The organism is Pseudomonas silesiensis (assembly GCF_001661075.1).
Classification (GTDB): domain Bacteria; phylum Pseudomonadota; class Gammaproteobacteria; order Pseudomonadales; family Pseudomonadaceae; genus Aquipseudomonas; species Aquipseudomonas silesiensis.
Genome location: NZ_CP014870.1, coordinates 3,024,881 through 3,051,874 on the forward strand (window position 1 = coordinate 3,024,881; position 26,994 = coordinate 3,051,874).

Consider the following 26,994-nt stretch of genomic DNA (forward strand, 5'->3'; position numbering starts at 1 on the left):
TGGGTGGAACTGGCAGAAAAAGGCCACGACGATCAGATTCAAAAGGCGCTGAACCCGGCACGCGTTTCGCAGATCGCAATTCCGCCAAAACTGTGGGGCGTAATCGTGGCCACCACGGGTTGGTTCAAGCTCCAGGGCGCACCGTAACGTAGATTTGGCCGTGGTGCGCAGCTGCGAACCTCAGTCAGCGTGCCTCTGCCACATGGGCTCTAGGCTCATTTCTGACACCAGCCCCACCCTGAGAAAGGCAATCCCGCCGCTCCTCAATCTCCCGTATTTGAGATCGCTTGAATCTAGCAAAGATGCCACTCGATCGAGCAAACACAACCGCTCTGCATTTCACATACTCCCAAGGTGCCTCAAGACCTGCCTGCGCTGTAGGCCGGTGGCGGGTGTTTCTGTGGAAAGTCGAACATACAGGCGAGTAGCGATATGCAAAACAACAGCATCCGGTTTGCGTGCAATGGCTGCGGGATCTGCTGCAAGGGGCGGTTGGTTCCACTGACGTTGAACGAGACAAGGCAGTGGCTGGAAAGAGGGCATGAGGTCGCGATCATACTGGAGGCGTTTGAGCAATCCATCTGGACTGCTGGGCCGCAACAGTTTGCCCACGCCGCAGGACGCGCAGTCGAGGTGCCTTGCGGTAATTCCCATGTGCGGGCCGTTGCAGTGTTTGCGGGCAATGCGCTGGTGCAATGTCAAAGCCTCGGTGATGACGGTCGTTGCGGTATCTACGAAGAGCGGCCGCTGGTGTGCCGTATATACCCGGCGGAAATCAATCCGTTCATTGCCCTTGATCCGGAAAACAAGATTTGCCCGCCCGAAGTCTGGGAGGAGGGTGAAGTGTTGTTTACAGATCGGATCGTTGATCCGGTTCTTGCTGATCAGATTGAACGCTCCCGCCAGGCTGACAGAGAGGATGCGCAGGCAAAAATTGCGCTGTGTGAAACCTTGGGGCTGAACGTGGCTGCATGGAAAGGAAATGCGCTGGCGGTGTACTTGCCAGATCGCCAGCAGCTCGCCGAGGCGATTGCCCGCTACGATGCTGGAAAAGTGGGACCTGCTCGTTCCAACTGGAAGGTCCGCGTCGATGCTCCGGCGTTGCGCCAGCAGCTTCACCAGGTGGGCTTGGCGTTTGATGACCAACTGCCAACTGACTACATTTTTCATGCGCTGTAGGTACCAGCCGTTCTGATTGATTCGGGCAGCTTTCATTTCTGAAATATATTGAAATATCTAGGTCTGCGGGGTTGATGCTGCTTGATAAGCGTTGAATCAAGCAATCAATCGCGTTGATCGGGCAAGAAGTGAGGCTCGTTGGCGCAGCATACTGAGGTCATGGAGCTCGATCTGTTTCACATGGCGTGCCAACCGTCGGCCAAAGCGCTGCTCTTCAGCTCCTTCAATGTCGTCGCGCAGGTGCAAGCGCAGCGCTTGTCGACGTGAGCAACACGAATGATTTTCAGGGGGGGGGGCTGTGTTCATTGCCTTCAGTATTGCCGGGCTTAACGCGTGACAATGATGTTCGGGATGCACAAATGGGTAGATGTATTGCCGAGCGAGCGGGCCGCGCTGCGCCTGGGGTTCGCCTTTCATTTTTGCGTGCTTGCCAGCTATATTTCCCAAGGCGGATGCCACGCAGCGACGGCTATTGTCGCCTTGACTCATGATCCTCGACTTGACGACCTGACCTTGCTCGAAGCCGTCAGGACACCCGCATTTTATATCGGCGCCATGGGCTCCCGGCGCACCAGTGAAAAGCGCATGGAAAGGGTCAGACGAATCGGCGGGCTGGACGACGATGCGCTTGATCGCATCCATGCGCCGATCGGACTCAAACTGGGAAGCAAGACCCCGGCAGAGATCGCACTTGCGGTCATGGCCGACATTGTTCGGGTGAGTAACGGCGTGAGCCGTGCCCATCTCTAAGTCTGGTTTTTTTGGGATTTGAATGTGAATAGCGATGTGTCAAACGACCAAGTCATGACTGACATCACGCGTCTCGCTAAATCGGTCAGCCAGTTGGTTCCTTGCGATGGTGACCGCATTACCGACATTCCCGGTCTGAGCCTGCATCGGCGTAAAGCCGTTACGGCGCCCATGCATTGTATCTACGGCCTGGGAATTGGCGTGACCTTGCAAGGCGGCAAGCAGGTGATCGTCGGCAGTGAAGTCCTCTCCTATACACCCGGCGAGTCGATGGTGACCAGTGTCGATCTCCCGGTCACTTCCCATGTTACTCAAGCCAGCGTGCTCAAGCCATTCCTCGGCATGATGCTGGCACTCGACAGCACCACCGTGATGCAGGTCGCCGAGCGCATGCGGTTATCGCAGCGTATGCGAGATGACGCGTTTCGTCCCGTGACCGTACAGCCTTTGGATGTGGGGGTGCTGGATGCGCTGAGGCGCTTGGTGGACCTGCTCAAAGAGCCCCACTGGATTGAGACCCTCGCTCCGCTGATCAAGGAAGAGATCATTGCCCGGCTGTTGAACGGAACCCATGGCCCGCAGTTGCTGCATGTGATTGCCGCCGGTTCACCCAGTCAGCAAATTGCCAAGACATTAGCCTGGCTCAAAGTTAATTTCCGTCAGACGTTGCGCATGGATGATCTGGCGGCACAAGCGCATATGAGTCCTTCCACGTTTCGCCAACACTTTCGGGCCGTGACCGGGATGAGCCCGCTGCAGTATCAGAAGCAGTTACGGCTACAAGCAGCTCGACAGTTGATGCTCAGCCAGAATATCGATGCAAGCAGTGCGGGCGGGCTGGTGGGGTATGAAAGCTCATCGCAGTTCAGCCGCGAATACAGTCGCCTGTTCGGAGAACCACCTCAGCGCGACATCAAGCGGATTCGCCTGTGACGGAATCAGTGGCGTGTGAGAGGAGCCTCTAACCAGGACGTTTGCAGCGTCCTGTTCGGCTCCCTCGCACGTATCCACTGGCAGGCACATAACCCCCCTCATTTCTCCCGGCCAACGCCCCACCTCGAACCGCTGGGTGACGTTGACGGGGTCTGGCTTCGCTTCGTCGATTTATGTCAGCTTGAAAGGCAGTTCGCGTATTGGCTTACCCGTCAGACTGGCAATGGCGTTTGCAAAAGCGGGGGCCAGGGCCGGCAAGCCGGGCTCACCCATGCCGGTAGGCGGTTCGGCGCTCGGTACGACATGGACCGCGAACTCGGGCATGTCGGTGATGCGCGGAACGCTGAAGTCTGCAAAGTTGCTTTGCTGCACGACGCCGTCTTTCAAGGTGATGGCATTGCCTGGCAAACACATCGACAAGCCCATCAGCGCCGCGCCTTGCACTTGGGCCTCAACGCTGCGTGGGTTGACGACCAGGTTGCAATGGACACCGGCGGTCACGTGGTGCAGTACCGGGCGACCGTTCTGCACTGAGGCTTCCACCACATAAGCCACTACCGAACTGAAACACTCATGGACCGCAACGCCCCACGCGTGTCCGGCAGGCAGTTGACGTTTGCCATACCCGCTCTTGTCCACCGCTAATTGCAGCGCTTCGCGATGGCGCGGGCTTTGCTCGCCAAACAGCTTCATTCGGTATGCCACCGGGTCTTGCTTCGTCGTTCGCGCAATCTCGTCGAGCAATGTCTCCATCACAAAGGCCGTGTGGGTAGAGCCCACGCTGCGCCACCACAGCACGGGTACGTTGAGCTTGGGATGGTGGACTGTCAGCCGCATCGGTAGGGGATAGGGGTCACGCATGCCTTCTGTCGCCGTCGGGTCAATGCCGTTCTTAATCTGTCCTCCAAACATCGTGTCGGTAAGGATCGATTGCCCGATCAAGACATGGTCCCACGCCACCACCGTGCCGCTGTCGTCAAAGCCTATACGCGCGCGATGCAGGTGCATGGGGCGGTAATAGCCGCCCTTGATATCGTCTTCGCGGCTCCAGAGAGTCCGTATGGGAACATTCAGCCCAACTGACCGTGCGGCTTTAGCGACTTCACACGCCTGCACGATGAAATCACTGGTGGGCACACCACGCCGGCCAAAACCACCGCCGGCCGTTTGCACGTTGATTTGAATGTGCTCGGGTTTCAGATTCAGTACCTTGGCCGCTGCGGCACTGTCACCCCCCGGAAACTGAGTGCCAACCCACAGTTGTGCGCCCTTATCGGAAATCTGCACGGTGCAGTTCAGCGGTTCCATGGGCGCATGAGCCAGGTAGGGAAATACGAACTCTGCCTCCAATTGATGCTTGGCTGTAGCAAGCGGTGCCATGTCGGCGTCAAAGTGGACCAAGCCCGGTTGCCCCGCTAACGCCCGGTACTGGATCAGTTGCTGTTCGCTGTCTACCTTCTCGACGGTGGCCAGGTCCCATTGCAGCTTCAATGCGTCGCGTCCAAGCTTCGCCTGCCAGTAGCCATCGGCAATCACCGCGACACCTTCGGCGCCGCCGTCCAGAGGTACTCGCAACGCGGCTTTTACCCCTTTAATTGCGCGTGCGGCGCTGTCATCCAGGGAGGCGATTTTTGCACCGAACACCGGTGGGCGCGCAACGACGGCAGTGAGCTGTCCGGGCAAGTGCATGTCGATGCCGAAATCCTGCTGGCCACTGCTCTTGGCCTTGGCATCGATGCGCGTAGTGGCCTGGCCAATGATGCGGAAATCCCTGGGATCCTTGAGCGTGACCTTGTCGGGCACGGGCAACGCCATCGCAGCCTCTGCCAGTTCCCCGTAACTCGCTTTAAGGCCTGCCGGGCCAAGCACCATGCCCGCTTGAGTGCTAAGGCGCGTGACCTCCACGTTCCAGCGTGCGGCCGCTGCAGCGAGCAGCATGGCCCGAGCGCGCGCACCCAGTTCGCGGTACTGGGTGTAGCTGTTTTTGATCGAATTGGAGCCGCCGGTGAGGTGCATGCCGAAGACCGGGTCCTGGTAGGCCGTGTTGTTATTGCCGTTGCGGCTACGCACGAGACTCCAGTCGGCATCGAGTTCCTCAGCGAGAATCATCGGCAGTCCGGTCTGAACGCCCTGACCGAACTCCAGCCGGTTGATCGTTACAGTGACCTGACCGCTGGAGTCGATCTGCACGAATGCAGAGGGTTGCTGACTCGGTTTGAGCAGCGCAGCGTCACCGCCAGTGGCTTCCTGCGCCAGCGCCAAGTGCGGAAAGGCACCCAGAGCCAGGCCGCCAATCCCGACGATTTTGAGGAAACTGCGGCGTGGAAGTGTGAAGGCACCGTCGGCTTGGTCGCGTTCGAGTAGGTGTTGCAGGGAACGCGGAAGCTCTTGGGAAAAGATGTCGTTCAGCATGGTGAGCTCCGGTCAGGCAAGGACTTTAGCGGCATCCGCCACCGCCGCGCGAATACGGGCGTAGGTACCGCAGCGGCAAATATTGCCCGCCATGGCTGAATCGATCTCGGCAGCGGTGGGTTGCTTGCCTTTGGGTTGGACTTTTAGAAAAGCCGTCGCGCTCATGATTTGACCGCTCTGGCAGTAGCCACATTGCGCCACGTCGTGCTTGACCCAAGCCTCATGCACGGCAGCACCGACCGGGTCGCTGCCATTTGTCGCCGCTTCGATGGTGGTGATCTTGCGACCCTCGGCCGCTGCTATTGGCGTCACACAGGATCGAATGGCCTGACCATCCAGGTGAACAGTGCAGGCGCCGCACAGCGCCGCGCCGCAGCCAAACTTAGTGCCGGTCATCCCCAAGGTGTCACGCAGGGTCCAGAGAATGGGGGTGCTGGGATCTACGTCAACCGTGTATTCACGGCCATTGATGGTGAGGACGCTCATGATAGGACAGCTCTCCGGAATGTGTGAGCAGCAGCTTGCTCTTAATAACGGCTAACTATAGAGCTGTGCCTGCGGGCCTGATTGCACAATCCGAGCAAATAATTGCCCAATCATTGACCTTGCTGTGCGCTGAGTTGCACCGGGTCGGTTTCGATAAGCGTTCTGGACACGATCATCGACTTTGTCGTATTCACGTATTTCTGAAAATGGGCAGATGCGATGTGGCTTTTGTAGGCCGCTTCGTTTGCATAGATTTCGAAGAAGTGAAGGCGGTTCGGGTGGTCCTTTTCCGCCACCGAATAAATCGCGAGCACGCCTGGCTCAAGGCGAACAGAGTCAGCTATTTCCTCCTTGACCGCCGTTTGGTAAGCCGCCAATTGAGCAGGGTCTATCACGAGTTGTGCAATCCGCACGACTTTTTCGGTCGGCTCCGCGGCCAACACCGAACCTACCCAAATGCATCCAACTACAACAGCTATACGCAGGACCGACATGTGCATTTATTCCAGATAGCTACTAATGTGGCATTCTCGGGACGTTGAGCAAGCCCTGGGGGCATCCTTTTCAAACCATCCAATGCATGCCCTCAGATGTGCCCCCAATGTAGCAATCCACTGGAAGTGAATGGAGCTCCATGGTTTGTGGAAAGGCAGAAGTGATCAGCCGAACAGCCTGCCAGACGACGCCTAAAGACTTTCAGGGTCGCCAAAAAACATCTGAATCCGCGACCTCAACCATCGCTCCCCCGGATCATTGTCCTGGGACCCGCGCCAGGCCATGTGCAACTCAAAACTGCGCACCGGCAATGGCGGATCTTCAGCCCGCACACCGCCGGCCGCCGTCAACGCTTCTGCTGTGTAATCCGGCACGGTGGCGACAATATCGGTGCCGCTGAGCAGGGTGCTCAGCCCGTTGAACTGCGGTACCGCGAGCACCACATGGCGTTTGCGCCCGAGCTTTTCCAGTTCTTCATCGATAAAGCCGCTCAGGTCGCCGGCGAACGACACCAGCGCGTGGGGCCGCGCGCAGAAATCATCCAGGCTCAAGGGCCCCGGCACGGTGTCGGCGCGTAGCAGCTTGGGCATGCTGCGGCGCAGCACTTTGCGCTTGGCGTTTGCCGGCAGGTCCGCGGTGTAGCTGACGCCGATGGAAATCTCGCCCGAGGCCAGCAGGCTCGGCATCAGGATGTAGTTGGCCCGCCGCACCACCAGCACGATCCCCGGCGATTCGGCGCGCAGGCGCTTGAGCAGCATCGGCAGCAGGGCGAATTCGACGTCGTCCGACAGGCCGATGCGGAAGACCGCGGTACTGGTCGCCGGGTCGAATTCCGCCGCACGGCTGACGGCGGTGGAAATCGAATCGAGTGCCGGGGAGAGCAGGGCGAAGATTTCCACCGCGCGAGCGGAGGGCTCCATGCTGCGGCCCGTGCGCACGAACAATGGATCATCGAACAGCCCGCGCAGGCGCGAGAGCGCCGCGCTGATGGCCGGCTGGCCGAGGAACAGCTTCTCCGCAGCGCGGGTCACGCTGCGTTCGTGCATCAATGTTTCGAATACGATCAACAGGTTCAGGTCGACACGACGCAGGTCATTACGATTCATCTGGAGTCCTGGCAGAGTCCGGGCTTGACGGGAGCGGCCATTTAAGAACAATGACCGGCATGAATCTTACGGGGAAAGGCTGCTACTCTGCACCGAATAATTCAGTTTCACTGGAACGGAGCCGCCAACCGTTGATCCTTTCGATGGTGCGGAATCAATGACAGGCATGTCGACTATTAATAGCCACTGATGGTCTTGGGTCCAAAGCCCGGATAGAGTTCAGGGCATTAGAGGTTTCTTTGACGAGGTTTGCGATGTCACGCACGATCCGTTTTCACAAGTTTGGTCCAGCCGAGGTGCTCAAATGCGAAGAGCATGCGGCCGCTCTGCCTGCGCCGGGCGAAGTGCAGGTGCGCGTCGAGGCGATTGGCATCAGTTGGTACGACATCCTCTGGCGCCAGAACCTGGCATCGTCCCATGCTCGCCTGCCTTCTGGGCTTGGCCATGAGATGGCCGGCGTAGTCACCGCGCTCGGCGAGGGTGTCGATGACCTGGAAATCGGTGACAAGGTCGCCAGCTTCCCGGCCGAGAGCCCCAACGATTATCCGGTTTATGGCGAACAGATCGTGCTGCCGCGCTCGGCGCTGACCCGTTACCCGGACGTTCTGACCCCGATCGAAGCCAGTGTGCATTACACGCCGCTGTTGATCGCCTATTTCGCCTACGCCGATCTGGCACGGGTCAAGCCTGGGCAATTTGCCCTGGTCACCGACGCCAGCCACTGCGCCGGACCTTCGTTCGTCCAGTTGGGCAAAGCCTTGGGTGTGCGGGTGATTGCCGCGACCAAGACGGCGGATGAACGGGAATACCTGCTGTCGCTCGGCGCCGAAAAAGTCATCGTCACCGAAGAACAGGATCTGCTGATGCAAATCAACAAGATCACCGATAACCGTGGCGTGGACGTGGTGTTCGACGGACTCGGCGGCCCACAGATGTCGCTGCTTGGCGATGTGCTCGCGCCTCGTGGCAGCCTGGTGCTCTACGGCCTGCAAGGCGGTAACCAGACGCCATTCCCGGCCTGCGCAGCGTTCCAGAAGAACATTCAGTTCTTTGTGCACTGTATCGGTAACTTCACCGGCAAGCCGGAGTTGGGCATCATTCAGGACCAGGCTGCGCTGCAACGGGCCTTGCGCGATATCAACCAGCTGACCGCGGACCGTGTGCTGCTGCCGCTCAAGACCCGGGTGTTCCCGTTTGCCGAGTTTGTCGAAGCACACCGCTACATGGACGAATGCCCTTGTCGCGAAAGGGTCGCCCTCCAGGTCGAACCTGCATAAGCTCCTCAAGAGTCCGTGCCCTCCACGGACTCTTTCGTTTCTGCCACACGCCCTTCACATGAGACGTCCCATTGCCCTGGCAGTGGGTCAGTTCAGCAACTGAGCTGGTTTTTGCTCTCAATCTGTATCTTCTAATCAGCTAATAAGCCCTGATAATTGAATGATTACTTTCATCTCAAGGAATGAGTCATGGCCGGGTCTCAGGCTGATACTTTTCAATACGCCTCATTGATGCATGTTCGAGCACTAGCGGCTCGTAAAGCCGTTGCCCAAAAAACAGGGGTAACTTCCTTCCTTATTTCTTGTACTCAATGTCTGTGGGACGCTGTCGGACATTTCCTAGGACGTCCAGTATTGCCCCATGGCGCCGTATTTAGCGGGCTTCGCGGCGGCCTGTGCTTGGTCAACGTTGAAGCAGCCGTGACCCATTCCAATTAATTACCAAAAATTTAAGTGTTAGCATTTTGCAATAAAGACCGGCTTTCAGGCACGGGCTGGCGATCCATTGCACGGTGCCTATGTTTGTTTATGCACTGTTGAACTTACGCGTACCAGGTAAATGAAGATGACCAATATCCATGAACAAGCGATGACCTATGTCTATCAACAAGTACTGCAACGACTGCTGAGTTTCTTCTCTCGCGCCGAACGCACGGCATTGCAGCTGCTGATTCAACGCCTGGTGGTGGCGGCGGGGGGGATGGAGCGAATTGGCGACTACAAGGTGCTGGCGATCCAGTCCGGATCGCGTGACAGTTGCTATACCTTGGCACTGCTGCGAGCTGCACAATTGAGTATCGCCGGCCGCGCGCCCGCCACCTTCCGGTTACGCGTCGCTACCCTGCGCTTGAACGGCGACAGCTCCACGGCCCTGGAGAACATCCACCGCAGCCACAGTGCCTTGTTTCTCTATGACGATCCACGGGTCGAAGTCCTGATGGTCGAGCATCGGGAGGTCCTGCCGTTCGATCACCTGGCGCCGATCTCCGAGGCCGGCCGGGAATTCAATCGGCTCAACTTGTTGATGGTCGGGCATCGTCGAATCTGGAACGGGCCGCTTGATCTGTGGGACGACGGGTATCTGGCCACCGGCGAGTTCTACGGGCAAATCGCCCGCTGGGACAGCGGTGTCGATGCACTGCTCAGCAGCGACAGCCCTCGCCAGCAGAAGCGCTTTATCGAGGGGTTGAGGCGTGCGGCAGCGAAGGCCGGGCTCAGACCCTCGAATCACCATGAACCCGGCTACGAAGGGTTGTTCTCGCTGCTCGATGAATTGGGTAGCGACAGCTATCGCCGGTTGTATCCCGAAGACGACCGCGCTGCGTGGCGTCCTGCCGAGCGTTTTGAAGCCTGCCGTCGTACGACGTATATCGACATTCACGACCTGCTGGTCACCAACCTGGAAGAGCGCTGGCCGCTGTTGACCGAGTTTCTCGGTTTTCAACCGGACGAACTGTCGGCTCAGCTGCGGGACAACGATTACGTCAGCCTGCCTGTCTGCGCACACCTGCAGGGGTTGCAAGCGTGCTTCGTGCACGGCCATAGCTACGAGGCGGGCGTGGCCGACTACCTGCAATGGGCCCTGGTGATGATGCGTCGCAAGCAACTTCCCCAGCGATTGGGCGAGCAGGCGGTGGCGGCATTTGGCAACCCGGCGACCTCGGCCGAGCAGCGCGCACGGGCAGTGGCCGAGGTACAGAAGAGTCTTGGCTTGAGCGAGGCGCAGCTGGTGTGTCTGCTGTTCGCACCTTTTGGCGACAGCGGAGCAGCCCTTGAGCGCTTCCTGCGTCAGTGCCACCCCGGCATGCTCGTGGCGTTGCCTGAGTTGCACCGGGCCATGCAAGGCAATCCGGTGCCGGAGCAAATCGCGCAATGGATGGTCGACGTCAGCGGGCTGCCGGTCAATCTGATCGGCACGCTGTATCGCATGGGCCCGGTACCTGCCCCGGCGTTGCCGATGCAGGCCACCCTGTATGACGATGACTGCGCCGTGGGGGGCGAATGGTCGGCGGGACAGTGAAAGGACCAAGAGAAACCGACTTCGCCTATCAGGCGGTGTACCGCTACCTGACCAACCTGATCGAGGAACCGGCCAGCGACTCTCGAGTGCGCTTGCCATCGTTGCGCCAGTTGGCGGACCGCTTGAGCGTGTCGATCTCGACGATTCAGTACGCTTACTCACTGCTGGAGAAGGAAGGGCGCGTGTACTCGATCGCCAAGTCGGGTTATTACGCGCTACCCGTGTCCTCCATCACGGTGCCCGGCAGTGGCCATGACTTGCTCGAAACGGTCTATGTGAATGCCAGGCGTCCCGGCATGCTGGTCTTGAGCGCCGATGAGCCGGCGTTGTTGCAACCCCTGGACCGGCCATTGCTGCTGCTGGAGAGGGAATTGCTGCGCCAGTATCCGCGCCAGCCACAATCGTCTTCGCAGCCTTGCGGAGAGCTGGAACTGCGTGCGGCGCTGGCCGCGCGGTATACCACCTCGCCACTGCGTTGCTGGCACGCCGATGACGTGTACATCGGCGCAGACCTGCGTGGTGTGCTGGAAATATTGATCGCCGTGCTGTGCCTCAAGGACGCCACGGTGCTCGTCGAGTCGCCCTGCGACTGGGTGATTCTGCGCCTGTTGCAGGCTGCGGACGTGGAGGTGATCGAGCTGCCGCTGCAAGCCTGCGGCGGTCTGGACGTCGAGCGCCTCAAGGAGTTGCTGGAAACCAGGCCGGTACGCCTGGTGATGCTCTCATCCTCAGTGAACATGCCACGGGGCAGCCTGGCGCCCGACGACAACCGACACCTTGTCGCGCAGTTGCTGGCGCAGCATGACAGTTGGGTCCTGGAAAACGACTGCTACGGTGAGCTCGGATTCGAGCCGGACGGGCTGCGGTTTCGCGACCTGCTGGACCCTGAACGGCTGATCGTGTTTTCCACGTTCGAAAAGGTCATCGGGCCCGAGGCACCCTACGGTTACCTGCTTTCGCGGCATCTGCGGGTTGAACTGCAACGACAGTTTTTGTTGCGCTCCTTTCGCCTGTCACCGATTCGACAGAAAGCCATCGCCCGCTTGTACGGCAATGGCCGTATCGACCATCACCTGCAGGTGTTGCGGCGGTTACTCAAGGATCGAAAAGTGCAGATGACCCAGCTGCTGCAGGAGCGTCTGGGCGATGCCTTGCAGTTCGTCGATCCCCAGGGCGGTGCGACGATCTGGGCCCGTTCACTGCGCCAGGTCGATGTGCATCGAGTGTTTCAGCGTCTGCTCAAGCACCAGGTGGTGATCGCGCCGGGAGAACTGTTCAGTCTTCAGGGGTTGCACTCGCAACATCTGCGCCTGAGTCATACGTTCGGCGGCGATCATGATCTCGCTGCCGTACTGGGTCTGCTGGGGGATGCGTTGCGTCTGGAAGCGATCGACTGATCCGTTCGCGAAGCCGTCGCGTTTTATCGCGTCGCTTCGGGGATCGTTAATATCGCGCTGCGGTCAAACTGCCAGTAAACTGCGTCCCTATTCCTGACCACTCTATTCCCGAGGTTTTGCAATGACACTCAGTCCTTTTGCGGGCAAACCGGCACCGGCAGAACTGTTGGTCGACATCCCGCGACTGGTAACGGCCTATTACACCGGCCAGCCTGATGCCGCCATCTCCACCCAGCGCGTAGCCTTTGGCACGTCCGGGCACCGAGGCAGCTCGTTCGACTTGAGTTTCAACGAATGGCACGTACTGGCGATCAGCCAGGCCATCTGCCTGTACCGCGAAGCCCAGGGCATCGATGGCCCGCTGTTCGTCGGCATCGATACCCACGCGTTGTCCACGCCGGCCGGGGCCAGCGCCCTCGAAGTGCTGGCCGCCAACGGCGTGACGGTGATGATCGCCGAAGGTGACGAATACACCCCTACGCCTGCCATATCCCACGCCATCCTCTGCTACAACCGCGGACGCACGTCGGGCCTGGCGGATGGCATCGTGATCACGCCGTCCCACAATCCACCGCAAAGCGGTGGCTATAAATACAACCCCACCAACGGTGGCCCGGCCGATACCCACATCACCAAGTGGATCGAAGCCAAGGCCAACGAACTGCTCGGCAACAAGCTGGCCGGCGTCAAGCGCATCAGCTACGAGCAGGCGTTGAAGGCTGGCACCACCCATCGTCACGATTACCTCAACACCTATGTGGCCGACCTGATCAACGTGATCGACTTCGATGCCATTCGCGATGCCAAGCTGCATTTGGGCGTCGATCCGCTGGGCGGAGCAGGGGTGCGCTACTGGTCGGCGATTGCCGAGCATTACAAGCTGGACCTGGAAGTGGTGAACAAGCAGGTCGATCCGACCTTCCGTTTCATGACGGTCGATTGGGATGGCCAGATCCGCATGGACCCATCGTCCCCCCATGCGATGCAAGGTCTGATTGGCTTGAAAGAACGCTTCGACGTAGCGTTTGCCTGCGACCCGGATCACGACCGCCATGGCATCGTGACCCCGTCCGGCGGCCTGCTGGCGCCGAACAATTACCTGGCGGTGACCATCGATTACCTGTTCCAGAACCGTCCGCAGTGGCGCGCCGATGCCGCCGTGGGTAAAACCGTGGTCAGCAGCGGCCTGATCGATCGCGTTGCCAAGCGCCTGGGCCGTCGTCTGTATGAAGTCCCGGTCGGCTTCAAGTGGTTTGCCGATGGCCTGTTCGACGGTTCACTGGGCTTTGGTGGCGAAGAAAGCGCCGGCGCTTCGTTCCTGCGCAAGGATGGCAGCGTCTGGTGCACCGACAAGGATGGCTTGATCCCGGCCTTGCTGGCCGCTGAAATGACTGCTCGTACCGGGCGTGACCCAAGCCAGGCCTATCGCGCCCTGACCGATGAACTGGGCGAACCGTTCTCGGTGCGGGTCGACGCCAAGGCCAACCCGGAACAGAAAGCCTTGCTGAGCAAGTTGTCGCCGGATCAGGTCACCTCCACTCAACTGGCGGGCGAAGCCATTCAGAGCATTCTTAGCCATGCACCAGGTAACGACCAGGCCATCGGCGGCTTGAAAGTCATGACCGAAAATGGCTGGTTCGCGGCGCGGCCGTCGGGTACGGAAGACATCTACAAGATCTACGCCGAGAGCTTTGTCAGTGACGAGCATCTCAAGCAGTTGGTGGCCGAGGCCCAAACCCTCGTGGATGGCGCTATTTCCGCGAAGTGACTGAGTACGCCATCGTCGGAACGCCGCCCGGAGCCAGCTCGCTCCTACAGTTTCCTTACTGACTGGCACTACCCAATACGGTCGCCCCCTTTTTTACCCCGCACTCACACGATCAAGCCAGATCCACCAGCACGATTTCACTGTCCTCGATCGCCGTCACCCGCAACACCTGCTCATCGGCCACCGCCACACCGTCTCGAGCTTGTGCGCGCAACCCATTGATTTCAATGACTCCAGTCGCCGGTACCAGGTAGGCACGACGGCCATTGTCCAGGCGATACTCGGCGGACTCCCCGGCTTTCAGATTAGCGGCCACCAGTCGAGCATCAGCCCGAATCCGCAGGCTCTGATCGTCGCCGGACTTGCCGCTGGCCAGGGTCACGAAACCTTCGCGCTGACCTTTCGGGAACGGCTTGGCGCCCCAGGACGGTGCCAGACCCGATTCGTTCGGGATGATCCAGATCTGGAAGATCCTGGTCTCGGTTGCCTCCAGGTTGTACTCGCTGTGGGCGATCCCGGTACCGGCGCTCATGACCTGAACGTCGCCCGCTTCGGTTCGACCTTTGTTGCCCAGGTTATCCTGGTGGGTGATTGCACCTTCACGTACATAGGTGATGATTTCCATGTCCCGGTGGGGGTGTTGCGGGAAGCCCGTGCCGGGGGCAATCACGTCATCGTTCCATACCCGCAGGTTGCCCCAGTTCATGCGGTCCGGATCGTGGTACTCGGCGAATGAAAAGTGGTGGTGGGCATCCAGCCAGCCATGGTGGGCGCCGCCCAGGGAGTTGAAGGGTCTGAGTTCGAGCATGATCGTCTCCGCAAGGGGTGATTGATGACGAGCATCATCTGCCAGCTACCGATCGATAAAAAGCGTAAAAAATGCCTAAATACAATCGAATTAGTCGATGATTTAAGGGCTTGAGCCTTTCTCATCCAGCCTTCACTTCAGCGCATAAGCCAATGACCTGTAAGCATTTCACTAGAACTCAATGGAAAATGCAGACACCATAGCGCTCAACAGCCTCACACCCTGGAGTCAGTCCGCGTGCCGCAACACACCCCCGATCTTCCTCCTGAACTTCGTCCGCTGGCCGAGATGCCATTGCTCAAGCGTCTGGCCGCCCGGTTTTTTGGCCATGGCCTGACGCGTCTGCGCGCTCAACATCGCGCGTCCTGGCTGCATGGCCAGGCGGACGGCTTTCGCAGCGGGCATAGCGCCGGCGTCGATTACGGTTATAAGGAAGGCAAGCTTGAAGGGCTCGAGGAGGGCCGGCAGGTATTGCTGATCCGCGATTCACGTTCCACCGAGCACCGTCCACCCGCTGTCGATGACCATCTCTTCGACGATTGGCGCCTGCCGCTGAGTGCCGAGCTGAAGAAGCGCATGAAGGCTGACGTCGCCCGGCTGTTGCCGCCTTACGCCCAGCCCAGCACCGCGCAGTGGAAGATGATTTTCAGCGACACCCCCTCGACCTCGGTGATTGCCGGGGCGGGCGCGGGCAAGTCGACAACCCTGGTGCTGCGGATTTTGCTGTTGAACCACTATCTGGGCTTCGAGTTGAGTTCGATGACGGTGGTGACCTTTACCCGGGAATCGCGCAAGGACTTCATCAACAAACTGGTGGAACTGTTTGCGCTCTGGGGGCGGGCGCTGAGTCTCAAGGAGGCGCGGGACCTGGTGCGCACTTTCCACTCGCGCATCCTGCCGATGGTCCGCAGCCTGGCGGGCTTCGAGCGGCTGCAAGCCTTTGAAAACCTCAGCCACCGTGTACAAGCAGGCGATGAGGAAGTCGACAGCAATCCGTTCGACCTGCGCATCAACGACGCCCAGCGCCAGCAGCTCAACGCCTGCTATCACAGCCTGCACACCCGGGATGAGCGTTTTCGTGAACTGATCAAGCCTTTGTCGCGTCACGCCTTGCAACTCAAGGAGCTGGAGCGTGATCACCCGGACGTGCAAAAACGCATGGCCGTGACCGAGCTGGCGGCCAAACGTGATGAAGAGCTGTGCGATGTCATTGAAGACCTGTGGTTTCGCGCCGGTGCCTGGCCGATTCAGGGCATCGAGCCCAATCGCCAGACGTTCGATATCAATGGCGCCACCTTCCATTGTCACGGCTATATTCCGAGCCTGGACGCCTGGGTGGTGCTGGGATTCGACTCACGGGAAAACCCCCAGGTCAGCCGGCCGAACGCCAAGCTTTCCGTACGCGCGGAGTGGGCGGTAAAGCGCACCCTGTTTCAAGCTTTCTGTCGCAAGCCATTGATATGGCTGGACAGTTATGAGTCATCAAGACGTGTGTTGGCCTCGCTTGCAGGGGATGCCAGCGCAGGGCCCGGCTTCGATTACAAGGTCAAGGGCGAGCTTGCTTCGGCGCCGTTGCTGGACTGTTTCGTGGCGGCAGCGGGGTTTATCGAGAATCTCGGCCTGGATGTTCCCGGCGCCGTGGGGCAGATGAGTTTTGCCAAGGACGACCCGGACCGGTTTTTCTTCGAGGCCTTGAGCCTGTACTGGCGAGCGCTGGAAGATCATCTGCTCGACCAGAAACCACCGGTGATGACTTACAACCGGATGTTCGCCTTGTTCAGCGAGCATTCGCCGGAAAACCTGAAACTGTTGAGCGATGAGCTGTTGCGGCCGATGTCGCACCTGATGATCGATGAGTTCCAGGACGTTTCGCCGCAGATCGTCTCCTGGATTCGCGCCAGCCTGGCCGAGATCCGCAGTCGCGGGCCAGCCATGCATGTGGGACGTGGTGCGCAACGTTCGTCGTTGCTCTGTGTCGGCGATGACTGGCAGTCCATCTATGGCTGGCGCGGCAGTTCGCCGACCTATTTCATGGAGTTCAGCAAGGAATTTCCGTCACCGGGCACGACCAGGGTCATGCTCAGCGACAACTACCGCAGTCACCAGCACATCATCGATGCCGCCGAACATATAGTGCGCGCCGCTCCGGCGATCGCGGGCAAGAAGGCCAAGGCCAGCGGCGAGCCGAAGGCGTTGCTGCCGGTCAATGTGCTGGATAGGGACGATCAGGGGATGGCCGCGCGCTTGATGGAACACTATGGAAAGGGCGATTCAATCTTGATGCTATATCGAAAAAGTAGTGATAAAGCATTGATAGAGCAGCATATTCAGTCTGTAGTTAATGTGGATTCTAGCTTGCCGTATGAGGCGCGGCGGCTGAAACAATTGACCTACCACAGTGCCAAGGGGCTGCAGGCGGACGCGGTGTTTCTGCTGGGGGATTGTCAGCACCTGACCAGTTCACCCTACAAGAACCAGGTCTACCGCATGGCGGGTCTGGGGAAGGCGGGCGACAGCGAAGCGTATGACAACGCGCAGAAAGACGAGATCCTGCGGCTGGCTTATGTCGGCATCACTCGGGCGGTGAGTCATTGCTACTGGTATGTCGACGGTCAGGACACCCAGGCGGCCAACCTGCCCAAGGCCTCCGACCGGATAGGTAAGGGCAAGGCGTTCTTCGTCGATCATCGGCAGGGCAAGACATCGGCGTGAACCTCAAAAGCGGCAGCTCCAGGTGGACGCAAATCCCTTGTAGGAGCGAGCTTGCTCGCGATGGTCGTTAACGATGACGAGGGCTGCCTGGATGAACGAGGTGCCCTCGGTTTTTTCGCGAGCAAGCTCGCTCCTACAGGGGCTTGTTGTCTAGGTAATCAGCCTTCAGGCATAACTCCTGAGTGCCATCGGTGGAATGAAAGCCTCCAGCTCATCCTCCACCGCTTCGATAATTCGCTCTACATCCGCCGCATTCATGACCGTCGCGCAGGGAATACCGGCGATGGCGATCATGGTCTCACCACTCGCACGGTCAAACAGACGGGCAATCATACTGCCCGGCGCATCCATGCTCGCCTCGAAACCCATGGGATGAAAATGCCAGCGCATCAGCTGGCAGGCATTTGGAAAGGTGACTTTGTTATAAAACCCTTTGTTCATGTGTAGCCCGCCTTCTTCATCGAGCGCTTCCGTTAGCTCATGTTAGGAGGGAAGAGCCTTCATTGGCTCAACCGGTGACTGCCATTAAAAGTAGCATCTGCATGTGAAAATACTGTGGATTTCTCAGGCCGTTTAGCGATTGGTTCAGTTTTTTTTGACGCAAGTCACTCTTGGCTGGTTTTTTCGGTCAAGGTCACTATGGATTGGTCATTGTCGCCGAGGTGGAATTTCGGCAAGCTCGGCTTTTTTCCTCGAGTCGCTTATGCACGCCGATGATGATGGTCCGTTGCAAACCCAGGCTACGGGCGAGACGGTGATGCGTTACCACCTGCGCTGGAAACACCGGGATCTGGACGGTGTCCTGGCGCTGTTTCACCCCGATGTTCAATACAACGATTTTTTCCAGAACCGGGTGATGGGCCTGGACGAATTGCGTGAGTACGTACGCAGCAGCATGCCCCGCGATCCCGATGAAGCCCTGGAGCACTCCGACCGTATTCGCCTGGACGGCAACACCGCGTTCATTCAATACCGCATCACCCTGCGTGGCGGCGAAGGCCTGGTGTCGTTCCGGGCCAGCGAGGCGATTACCGTACGTGACGGGCTGATCTGGCAGGTCAACGAATACGCCTCCCTGGTGCATGAGCAGCCCGCCAGCAAAGCCGCCGGCAGCCAGCGCCCGGCTGTCAGCCGGCTCGGTCTGTCGCCACGGCAGCTGAGTTTCATGGCGCAAGACCTGCAGCAGTACTTCCAGAAACGCCAGCCCTATCTCGATCCCGAACTCGACCTGCAGCGGGTGGCCGGGGAATGCGGATACAGCCGCAACCAGATTTCCTATCTACTGAATCAAGTGCTCGGCCAGAGCTTCTACCGCTACGTCAACCAGGCGCGACTGCAGCATCTGCTCACGGCGCTGGAAGGCGCCACGCCGCCGCTGCGCATCGACGAACTGGCCTTTGCCGCCGGCTTCAATTCACTGTCGGCGTTCTACAAATGCTTCCGCCAGCACACCGGCCTCTCGCCCAAGGCCTATGCCAAACAAATTTCTTTGCGTGCACGCGCGCAAGACATCCTCTAGCTCCACGCAATAGGATCGACGCCATCGAAGTTTGAGTGGCGGAGTCTGGCATGTCGGCGTGGCGCACTATCAGTTTGTGGATGGATCAACTCGACGAGCCCTTGTTGGCGCGTCCGGCGCTGGAACGGGATCTGGACGTCGACGTGGCGATCATTGGCGCGGGGTACACCGGCCTCTGGACCGCGTATTACCTCAAGCGCCAGGCGCCCGAGCTGAACATTGCCATCGTCGAAGCGCAGACCGCCGGCTTTGGCGCTTCGGGCCGCAATGGCGGCTGGTTGATGGGGAACCTGTTGGGCGAGGATCGCTTGCTGGCCGACCTGTCGTCCGAACAGCGCCGGGCTTCGTTTGATCTGTTGCACAGCATCGCGGACGAAGTGGCGATTGTCCTCGAACGCGAAGGCATCGACTGCGATTACCGTAAAGGCGGAGCCTTGTATTGTGCCGCCCGTTATCCGGAGCAGGAAACCAGCCTGCGCCATTATCTGGACGGACTGTACCGCCAGGGTCTAACCGAAAACGATTATCGCTGGCTCAGCCCCGAGCAGCTGGCGCAACAGGTCCGGATCGCCAAACCTTACGGGGGGATCTACGCACCGCACGTCGCGACTCTTCACCCGGCCAGGCTGGTGCGGGGGCTGGCCCGGACAGTCGAGCGCATGGGCGTGGCAATCTACGAGAACAGCCCGGTCACCCACTGGCAGTCAGGTGGCCTGCGCACGGCGAAAGCCGGGGTTCGCTGCCATTGGATCGTGCCGGCGGTGGAAGGCTACGCGGTCACGCTGCCGCCGTTGGGACGCTATCAGTTGCCGGTGCAAAGCTTGATCGTCGCCACTGAACCGCTGTGCGCGGCGACCTGGGATGAAATCGGCCTGAGTCGCGGCCAGGCCTTCAGCGAAAGCAGCCGTCAGGTCACCTATGGCCAGCGCACGGCAGACAACCGCCTGGTGTTCGGCGCGCGCGGCGGTTATCAGTTCGCCGGCAAACTGCGCCACGACTTTGACCTGACCCACAGCGAGGTCGAGTTACGGCGCTATCTGTTCGGCGAACTCTTCCCTCAACTCAAGAGCGTGCGAATCACCCATGCCTGGGGCGGCAATCTGGGCATGTCCCGGCGCTTTCAGCCGCACATGCTTTGTGACCGCACGAGCGGCATTGCCTTGTCCGGTGGTTACGGCGGGGAGGGGGTGGGTGCCAGCAACCTCGGCGGGCGGACGCTGGCCGACCTGATTCTGCAACGGGACAGCGAGCTGGTACACCAGCCGTGGGTCATCCCCCAGGGCGGTCTCGAGGCGCTCAAGGCCTGGGAGCCGGAACCCTGCCGCTGGCTCGGTTACAACGCGATCATCCGCAGCTTCGTCCACGAAGACCAGACCCTGGCCAACCCGGCCACCGCGCCGTGGCGGCGCAAGCTCGCCAGCGGCGTGGCGGGTTTCATGGAAGGTTTCATGCAGTAAACGGCGCGCTCTTCATCTATATAGGCTTTATCGACAGGTACCCCCATGGGCATTACTCAATTCAAGAACACCGCAACCCTGAAGCTGGACGAGTCGAACCCGGTCGCCGTGCCATTGGGCACACCGGTGGCGGTGGCCTCGACCACCAGTGTCGAACGCGACGACGGCGTCGAAACCGGCGTCTGGGAATGCACCCCAGGACGCTGGCGGCGCCAGATCGTCGCCCAGGAGTTCTGTCACTTCATCCAGGGACGCTGCACCTTCACCCCGGATGACGGTGAAACCCTTTTCATAGAAGCCGGCGATGCACTGATGTTGCCTGCCAATAGCCTCGGTATCTGGGACATCCAGGAAACCGTGCGCAAGACCTACGTCCTGATTTTTTGATCCTCTGATTGCCTGCAAACACTCCAATAAAAAGAACAATCCCTAGAGGAATTGACTCATGATCCGAAAGACCCTGACTCTGGCCCCCTTGGCACTTGTCGCGACCCTCGGCCAGGCGGCCGAAACCGTCAAGATCTACAACTGGTCGAGTTACATCGCCCCGGACACCACGAAAAACTTCCAGAAGGAAACCGGTATCGGGTTCAGTTACGACGTCTACGACAGCAACGAAACCCTCGATGGCAAGTTGATGACCGGCAACTCCGGCTACGACGTAGTGTTCCCGTCCAATCACTTCATGGCGCGGCAGATTCAGGGCGGGGCGCTGAAGACGCTCGACAAGAGTCAGTTGCCGAATTGGAAGAATCTCAATCCGGTGCTGCTCGACGCCTTGCAGACCAACGATCCGGGCAACGAACACGGATTCCCGTACCTGTGGGGCAGCACGGGCATCGGCTACAACATCGCCAAGGTCAAGGCGGTATTGGGTGATGACGCGCCGGTGGATTCCTGGGACCTGATTTTCAAGCCTGAGTACATGGAAAAACTGCAGAAGTGCGGCGTGGCCATCCTCGACAATGGCCCGGAACTGCTGCCAGCAGCGCTGAACTACCTGGGACTGCCGCATCACAGCAAGAACCCGGATGACTATAAAAAGGCTCAGGCGCTGTTGCTCAAAGTCCGGCCGTACGTCAGCTATTTCCACTCGTCCAAGTACACGGGCGATCTGGCCAATGGTGACATCTGCGTGGCCGTCGGTTTCTCCGGGGACATCCTGCAAGCGGAAAGTCGTGCCAAGGAAGCCAACAACGGCATCGAGATAGGCTATTCGATTCCCAAGGAAGGCTCCGCGATCTGGTTCGACATGGTCGCCATGCCTGTTGATGCGCCGGATGAAAAGGCCGGTTATGCCTTCATGAACTACCTGTTGCGGCCGGACGTCATGGCCGGCATCAGTAACCATGTGCGTTATGCCAACGGTAACCAACAGGCTGACAGCCTGATCGACCCGGTGATCAAGAATGACACCAAGGTCTACCCGAGCCCGGAGATGATGGGGAAATTGTTTGCGCTGGAGGCGATGCCGCTGAATGTCGACCGGGTTCGCACGCGGGTGTGGAACAAGATCCGGTCGGGGAGCTGACGAACACGTCGCCTGATACACAGCCTTCGCCGGCAAGCCGGCTCCTACAGGGTTCAGCGTTGACCACAAACCATCGGTACGCCACTGATCGTGTAGGAGCGAGCTTGCTCGCGATGGACGTTAACGATAACGCTGGATGCCTGGCACCCCGCGGTGTTCTCAGGTTCTTCGCGAGCAGGCTCGCTCCTACAGGGACCCAATCAACGCCGATCCAGCCACACCGTCTGGGCATTGCAGAACTCGCGGACGCCGAAATGCGACAGCTCCCGGCCAAAGCCGCTTTTCTTCACGCCGCCAAAGGTCACCCGCGGGTCGCTGGCACAGTAACCATTGATGAACACGCCGCCGGTTTCCAGTTCGCCGGCCATCTGCTGCGCCAGTTCGACGTTGCGCGTGTAGATGGTCGAAGCCAGTCCGAACTCACTGTCATTGGCCAGCGCCAGGGCATGGGCGGCATCTCGTGCGGTGATGATCGAGGCGACCGGGCCGAACAGTTCCTGCTTGAACGAGGTCATCTGGTCAGTGACATCGGCGAATACCGTAGGCTCGTAATAGTTGCCAGGACCTTCAGCCTTCTTGCCGCCCAACAGCAAGGTCGCGCCTTCTTCCAGGGTGTCGCGGACTTGCTGGTCCAGTTCATCACGCAGATCAAAGCGGGCCATGGGACCGATGTAGGTGTCTGCAGCCAGTGGATCGCCGACGACCAGTTGGCGGGTGGCTTCGACGAACTTGCGCGTGAATTCCTCGACGATGCCCTGCTCGACGATCAGGCGCTTGGCTGCCGCGCAGACTTGCCCGGTATTCTGGTAACGGCCAATGACGGCGGCTTTGACTGCTTCGTCCAAGTCGGCGTCGTTGAGCACGATGAACGGGTCCGAGCCACCCAGTTCCAGTACGCATTTCTTCATGGCAGCACCGGCCTGGGCGCCAATGGCCATGCCGGCGCGCACGCTGCCGGTGAGGGTCACCGCAGCGATGCGTGGATCGGCGATCGCCGTGGAGACGCCGTCCGGAGTGACATTGATCACCTCGAACACGCCTTCCGGGAAGTTGGCACGCTGCAAGGCATCGCGCAGCAGGTAGGCCGATCCCATTACATTGGGCGCATGCTTGAGGACGTAGGTATTGCCGGCAATCAAGGCTGGCACCGCACCGCGCAGCACCTGCCAGATCGGGAAGTTCCACGGCATCACCGCGAGAATCGAACCCAGCGGGCGATATTCGATGCGCGCCTTGCCACCTTCGACCAGTGTCGGCTCGGCGGTCAGCATGGCGGGGCCGTGTTCGGCATACCATTCGCACAGCTGTGCGCACTTTTCGATTTCGCCGCGGGCCTGGGTGACCGGCTTGCCCATCTCCACGCTAATCATGTTCGCCATCGTCGCGGCGTTGTCGCGCAGTGTCCGGGCGAGGACGACCAGGGCCCGGGCACGTTGCTCGACCGGTGTACGGCGCCAGACCGAAAACCCGGCAGCGGCGCGGGCGAGGGCGGCATCCAGGTCTGATGCGGACTGGAAAGGGTAGTGGCCGATCTGCTCGCCAGTGGCGGGATTGATCGAAATGGCATGGGTGACGCTGGAAACCTGGGTCATGGCACCGTCCTGCTGGGTGGGTATAGGCTCAGATTAAGCTGGCGGACGAATTCTGGAAACTGAATAATACTGAGCACATCGTTCACGTTTGGAGAATGACTTGGATCTGGTACAGCTCGAGATTTTCAAAGCCGTGGCCGAGCACGGCAGTATCAGCGTGGCCGCCCAGCACATTCACCGGGTGCCTTCGAACCTGACGACGCGGATCAAGCAGCTGGAGCTGGATCTGGGCGTGGACCTGTTTATCCGCGAGAAAAGCCGTCTGCGGCTGTCTCCGGCCGGCTGGAGTTTTCTCGATTACGCCCGGCGCATCCTTGACCTGGTCCAGGAAGCCCGGGCCACGGTGGCGGGCGAGGAACCTCAGGGCTCGTTCCCCTTGGGTTCGCTGGAGAGCACCGCGGCGGTACGCATTCCCGAGCTGTTGGCCGCCTATAACCAGCGCTACGCCAAGGTCGAACTGGACCTGTCCACCGGCCCTTCCGGGACCATGATCGACGGTGTGCTGTCGGGCCGGCTGGCCGCCGCCTTTGTCGACGGTCCGGTGTTGCACCCGGCACTGGAAGGGGTGCCCGCGTTCGAGGAAGAGATGGTGCTTATCGCGCCGCTGAACCATGGCCCCATTCTTCGCGCACAGGACGTCAATGGCGAGAGCATTTATGCCTTCCGCTCCAATTGTTCCTATCGGCATCATTTCGAAAGCTGGTTCGCCAAGGACGCCGCGGTGCCTGGGCGGATTTTCGAGATGGAGTCCTATCACGGCATGCTGGCCTGCGTCAGCGCCGGGGCCGGCCTGGCGCTGATGCCGCGCAGCATGCTCGAGAGCATGCCGGGGTGCGCCACGGTGAGTGTCTGGCCGTTGTCGGAGTCGTTCCGGTTCCTGCGCACCTGGCTGGTGTGGCGCCGGGGTACGGTGTCGCAAAGCCTGACCATGTTCGTGCGCCTGCTGGAGGAGCGAGGGGTGGTGCAGGAGAACGCGTAGCAAACGGGAGCAGGTTGCTGCTCCCTTTGCATGCCCGGCGCTGAAAAAGCTGGTGGCAGTTCGCGAGTGCGGATGGCTTGGGCGGCGGGTTATCGGGTCGCGGCTAGATCACCCCGGCTGCACGCATTTGTTCGATGCGGTCCGCCCCCAGACCCGGTTTCCTCATGTGGGGTATCTCTCTTGTTATTAGAAAGAGCGCGGCAGCCCGAGCAGGTGTTCGGCGACGTACGACAGGATCAGGTTGGTGGAGATGGGGGCGACCTGGTACAGCCGGGTTTCGCGGAACTTGCGCTCGACGTCGTATTCGCAGGCGAAACCGAATCCGCCGTGGGTCTGCAGGCAGGCGTTGGCGGCCTCCCAGGAGGCTTTGGCGGCCAGGTACTTGGCCATGTTGGCGCTGGCCCCGGCGTTCTTGCCGCTGTCGTATTCCTCACAGGCGCGCCAGCGCATCAGGTCGGCGGCCTCGATCTCGATATGGGCTTCGGCAATCGGGAATTGCACGCCCTGGTTCTGCCCGATCGGGCGCCCGAAGACCACGCGATCACGGGCATAGGCGCTGGCTTTTTCGATGAACCAGCGACCGTCGCCAATGCACTCGGCAGCGATCAGCGTGCGTTCGGCGTTGAGGCCGTCGAGGATGTAGCGGAAGCCTTTGCCTTCCTCCCCGATCAGGCTGTCGGCAGGGATTTCCAGGTTGTCGAAGAACAGCTCGTTGGTCTCGTGGTTGACCATGTTGGCGATGGGTTGCACGGTCATGCCGTTGCCGATGGCTTCACGCAGGTCGACCAGGAAGATCGACATGCCTTCGGACTTTTTCTTCACCTCGGCCAAGGGCGTGGTGCGTGCCAGCAGGATCATCAGGTCGGAATGCTGGACCCGCGAGATCCATACTTTCTGGCCGCTGATCACGTACTTGTCGCCGCGCTTGATGGCGGTGGTCTTGATCCTGGTGGTGTCGGTTCCGGTAGTCGGCTCGGTGACACCCATCGATTGCAGGCGCAATTCACCGCTGGCCAGTTTCGGCAGGTAATAGCTTTTCTGCGCCTCACTGCCGTGACGCAACAGGGTGAACATGTTGTACATCTGCCCGTGAACGGTGCCGGAGTTGCCCCCGCACGCGTTCACTTCCTCAAGGATCACCGAGGCTTCGGCGAGACCGAGGCCGGAGCCGCCGTATTCGACCGGGATCATCGCCGCGAGCCAGCCGGCGTCGGTCAGGGCCTTGACGAAGGTTTCCGGGAAGCCTTTGTCTTCGTCGACCTTGCGCCAGTAAGCCGCATCGAATTCGGCGCACAGGGCGCGTACGCCCTCGCGGATGGCCGTGAGTTCTTCAGAGTTGCGGGCAGTCATTATTATTCTCCTCAGCGCGTCACGCACGGCATCTGCCCTGCGTGACCGGGTCCGGGCAAAGAGCAATCAGATCGGGTTGAAACCCAGGGCAGCACGAAAGCGATTCTTGACGTAGTGACCGTCACGGGGTGGCAGCACCCGTGGCGGGTTTTGCGCCTTGATCTTGATCGTCGCGAGCTTGACCCCATCACGGGTTGCAAAGCGCTCGCGCAGGTCGTGCACGCCTTCCATGTCGCGGATTTCATCGGTCCAGCTGAAGCCGCACGTCTTCGCCACCTGGTCCAGGGAGATACCAAAACCGGCGTGACTGACCTGCATGCCGGTTTCACCAAAGTGACCGTTATCCAACACCGCGATAGTCAGGTTGGCGGGTTTTTGCAGCGCTACTGTGGCCAGCGCCCCGAACCCCATGAGCAGCTCGCCGTCACCGGTGACCACCACCACCGACTTGTCCGGCTGGGCGTTGGCCAGGCCGAGGCCGACGGTGATGGCGCTGCCCATGGCCGCCCACAGGTAATAATTCAGATCGTTGTCCCCGGCAGCCATGACGTCGTAGGACGCCGAGCCCAGGCCGGTCACCACCAGCACGTCTTTACGGTCGGCCAGCAAAGCCTTGACCACTTCGCGGCGGCACAGGCTGTGGTTTGCGCTTACTTGACCCATTTCTTTTCTCCAATCAGGCGCTGACCGAGCAGCAGGGCAGTGGACGAATCACCGTTGAAGGCCATGGTCGCGGCACCATGCAGCAGCGGGGCGACATCTTCCGGGACGTCAGCGCGCCAGGTCATGACTTTCATCAGGTTCAGGGAGGCTTCAGTGGCTTGGCCCATGGGGTTCTGCCAGGCGTTGAACTCGGCCCAGTCGCCGCGCATGGTCACCACCATCAACAACGGGAAGCCGGCGCAGACTTGCAGGGCCAGGGTGTTGATGCAGTTGCCGACGCCGCTGGACTGCATCAACAGCGCGCCGCGTTCTCCACCCAGCCAGGCGCCGGCGAGGTAGCCGATGCCTTCTTCTTCGGTGGTGAGGACGACCGCCTTGATGTCAGGGTCTGCGTACGACATGCGGATGGCCGCCGAGTGACCTGCATCCGGTACGAAGACCACGTGTTTGACGTCGTGGGCCTTGAGCACGCGAAACACGTCCTCCTGCCAGTCTTGTCCTACGGTGTGTTCGGCTTCTGTTGACATGCCAATCTCTCCCAAGCAGTGCTGCTTTTGTGT

At 60.0% G+C, this 26,994-nt stretch carries 22 protein-coding genes and 1 pseudogene; 13 read left to right on the top strand and 10 right to left on the bottom strand.

The features are described from left to right. Positions 1-432 precede the first annotated feature (432 nt). From PMA3_RS13605 to PMA3_RS13615, 3 genes and pseudogenes are all read left to right on the top strand, one after another. Complete coding sequence (locus tag PMA3_RS13605) at positions 433-1,179, top strand: YkgJ family cysteine cluster protein (protein WP_064677638.1); 747 nt, start codon at positions 433-435, stop codon at positions 1,177-1,179. Positions 1,180-1,608: 429 nt separating this feature from the next. Next, positions 1,609-1,929 (top strand): annotated as a pseudogene (locus PMA3_RS13610) (XdhC family protein); the annotation flags it as partial. 54 nt (positions 1,930-1,983) lie between these two features. Beyond that, positions 1,984-2,862, top strand: a complete 879-nt coding sequence (locus tag PMA3_RS13615) for an AraC family transcriptional regulator (protein WP_064677639.1) — start codon at positions 1,984-1,986, stop codon at positions 2,860-2,862. Between the two features lie 171 nt (positions 2,863-3,033). Here the strand turns inward: PMA3_RS13615 and PMA3_RS13620 are convergent, their stop codons facing one another. From PMA3_RS13620 to PMA3_RS13635, 4 genes are all read right to left on the bottom strand, one after another. Continuing rightward, positions 3,034-5,274: a xanthine dehydrogenase family protein molybdopterin-binding subunit gene (locus PMA3_RS13620; RefSeq protein ID WP_064677640.1), complete on the bottom strand. Its 2,241-nt coding sequence runs from the start codon at positions 5,272-5,274 to the stop codon at positions 3,034-3,036. A gap of 12 nt (positions 5,275-5,286) precedes the next feature. Further along, a complete protein-coding gene (locus PMA3_RS13625) occupies positions 5,287-5,760 on the bottom strand; it encodes a (2Fe-2S)-binding protein (protein WP_064677641.1) in 474 nt (157 codons plus the stop codon). 110 nt (positions 5,761-5,870) lie between these two features. Beyond that, on the bottom strand, positions 5,871-6,254 hold the full coding sequence (locus tag PMA3_RS13630; RefSeq protein ID WP_064677642.1) for a putative quinol monooxygenase: 384 nt from the start codon (positions 6,252-6,254) through the stop codon (positions 5,871-5,873). 192 nt (positions 6,255-6,446) lie between these two features. Then, positions 6,447-7,361: a LysR family transcriptional regulator gene (locus PMA3_RS13635; RefSeq protein ID WP_064677643.1), complete on the bottom strand. Its 915-nt coding sequence runs from the start codon at positions 7,359-7,361 to the stop codon at positions 6,447-6,449. A 254-nt stretch (positions 7,362-7,615) separates the two neighbouring features. On the opposite strand from PMA3_RS13635, the gene PMA3_RS13640 reads away from it, so the two are divergent. The 4 genes from PMA3_RS13640 (at position 7,616) to pgm (ending at position 13,823) form a co-directional block, all read left to right on the top strand. Then, on the top strand, positions 7,616-8,638 hold the full coding sequence (locus PMA3_RS13640; RefSeq protein WP_064677644.1) for a zinc-dependent alcohol dehydrogenase family protein: 1,023 nt from the start codon (positions 7,616-7,618) through the stop codon (positions 8,636-8,638). 565 nt (positions 8,639-9,203) lie between these two features. Next, positions 9,204-10,658: a hypothetical protein gene (locus PMA3_RS13645; RefSeq protein WP_064677645.1), complete on the top strand. Its 1,455-nt coding sequence runs from the start codon at positions 9,204-9,206 to the stop codon at positions 10,656-10,658. Further along, on the top strand, positions 10,655-12,055 hold the full coding sequence (locus PMA3_RS13650) for an aminotransferase-like domain-containing protein (protein ID WP_064680699.1): 1,401 nt from the start codon (positions 10,655-10,657) through the stop codon (positions 12,053-12,055). The genes PMA3_RS13645 and PMA3_RS13650 overlap by 4 nt, the downstream gene beginning before the upstream one ends. Positions 12,056-12,176: 121 nt before the next feature. Continuing rightward, positions 12,177-13,823: a phosphoglucomutase (alpha-D-glucose-1,6-bisphosphate-dependent) gene (pgm, locus tag PMA3_RS13655; RefSeq protein WP_064677646.1), complete on the top strand. Its 1,647-nt coding sequence runs from the start codon at positions 12,177-12,179 to the stop codon at positions 13,821-13,823. Positions 13,824-13,935: 112 nt separating this feature from the next. Here pgm and PMA3_RS13660 read toward each other — a convergent pair whose 3' ends face one another. Then, entirely contained in the window at positions 13,936-14,631 is a 696-nt protein-coding gene (locus tag PMA3_RS13660; protein WP_064677647.1) for a pirin family protein, read from the bottom strand. 237 nt (positions 14,632-14,868) lie between these two features. Between PMA3_RS13660 and PMA3_RS13665 the strand changes: the two genes are divergently transcribed. Beyond that, on the top strand, positions 14,869-17,343 hold the full coding sequence (locus tag PMA3_RS13665; protein ID WP_064677648.1) for a UvrD-helicase domain-containing protein: 2,475 nt from the start codon (positions 14,869-14,871) through the stop codon (positions 17,341-17,343). Between the two features lie 165 nt (positions 17,344-17,508). On the opposite strand, the gene PMA3_RS13670 is transcribed toward PMA3_RS13665, so the two are convergent. Continuing rightward, positions 17,509-17,784: a DUF1652 domain-containing protein gene (locus PMA3_RS13670; RefSeq protein WP_064677649.1), complete on the bottom strand. Its 276-nt coding sequence runs from the start codon at positions 17,782-17,784 to the stop codon at positions 17,509-17,511. A gap of 262 nt (positions 17,785-18,046) precedes the next feature. On the opposite strand from PMA3_RS13670, the gene PMA3_RS13675 reads away from it, so the two are divergent. Genes PMA3_RS13675 through PMA3_RS13690 form a run of 4 tightly spaced genes read left to right on the top strand, consistent with a single transcriptional unit; the run spans position 18,047 to position 21,850 of the window. Then, positions 18,047-18,862 carry a helix-turn-helix domain-containing protein gene (locus tag PMA3_RS13675; RefSeq protein ID WP_064677650.1) on the top strand — a complete coding sequence of 272 codons (816 nt, stop codon included), beginning with the start codon at positions 18,047-18,049 and terminating at the stop codon, positions 18,860-18,862. Between the two features lie 50 nt (positions 18,863-18,912). Then, positions 18,913-20,319 carry an NAD(P)/FAD-dependent oxidoreductase gene (locus tag PMA3_RS13680; RefSeq protein WP_064677651.1) on the top strand — a complete coding sequence of 469 codons (1,407 nt, stop codon included), beginning with the start codon at positions 18,913-18,915 and terminating at the stop codon, positions 20,317-20,319. Positions 20,320-20,364: 45 nt separating this feature from the next. Continuing rightward, positions 20,365-20,706, top strand: coding sequence for a cupin domain-containing protein (locus PMA3_RS13685; protein WP_064677652.1), 342 nt, complete (start codon positions 20,365-20,367; stop codon positions 20,704-20,706). Positions 20,707-20,764: 58 nt separating this feature from the next. Beyond that, on the top strand, positions 20,765-21,850 hold the full coding sequence (locus tag PMA3_RS13690; protein ID WP_064677653.1) for a polyamine ABC transporter substrate-binding protein: 1,086 nt from the start codon (positions 20,765-20,767) through the stop codon (positions 21,848-21,850). Positions 21,851-22,050: 200 nt separating this feature from the next. Here PMA3_RS13690 and PMA3_RS13695 read toward each other — a convergent pair whose 3' ends face one another. Beyond that, positions 22,051-23,442, bottom strand: a complete 1,392-nt coding sequence (locus tag PMA3_RS13695; protein ID WP_064677654.1) for an aldehyde dehydrogenase family protein — start codon at positions 23,440-23,442, stop codon at positions 22,051-22,053. A 100-nt stretch (positions 23,443-23,542) separates the two neighbouring features. Here PMA3_RS13695 and ptrR point away from each other — a divergent pair, with 100 nt between their 5' ends. Further along, on the top strand, positions 23,543-24,421 hold the full coding sequence (gene ptrR, locus PMA3_RS13700; RefSeq protein WP_064677655.1) for a putrescine utilization regulator PtrR: 879 nt from the start codon (positions 23,543-23,545) through the stop codon (positions 24,419-24,421). Positions 24,422-24,607: 186 nt separating this feature from the next. On the opposite strand, the gene PMA3_RS13705 is transcribed toward ptrR, so the two are convergent. The 3 genes from PMA3_RS13705 to PMA3_RS13715 all read right to left on the bottom strand — a co-directional run bounded on the left by PMA3_RS13705 (position 24,608) and on the right by PMA3_RS13715 (position 26,961). Then, complete coding sequence (locus PMA3_RS13705) at positions 24,608-25,771, bottom strand: acyl-CoA dehydrogenase family protein (RefSeq protein ID WP_064677656.1); 1,164 nt, start codon at positions 25,769-25,771, stop codon at positions 24,608-24,610. Positions 25,772-25,837: 66 nt separating this feature from the next. Next, positions 25,838-26,434 carry a thiamine pyrophosphate-dependent enzyme gene (locus PMA3_RS13710; RefSeq protein WP_064677657.1) on the bottom strand — a complete coding sequence of 199 codons (597 nt, stop codon included), beginning with the start codon at positions 26,432-26,434 and terminating at the stop codon, positions 25,838-25,840. Further along, positions 26,422-26,961: a thiamine pyrophosphate-binding protein gene (locus tag PMA3_RS13715; protein ID WP_003442221.1), complete on the bottom strand. Its 540-nt coding sequence runs from the start codon at positions 26,959-26,961 to the stop codon at positions 26,422-26,424. Before PMA3_RS13715 ends, PMA3_RS13710 begins: the two co-directional genes overlap by 13 nt. Positions 26,962-26,994: the final 33 nt, after the last annotated feature.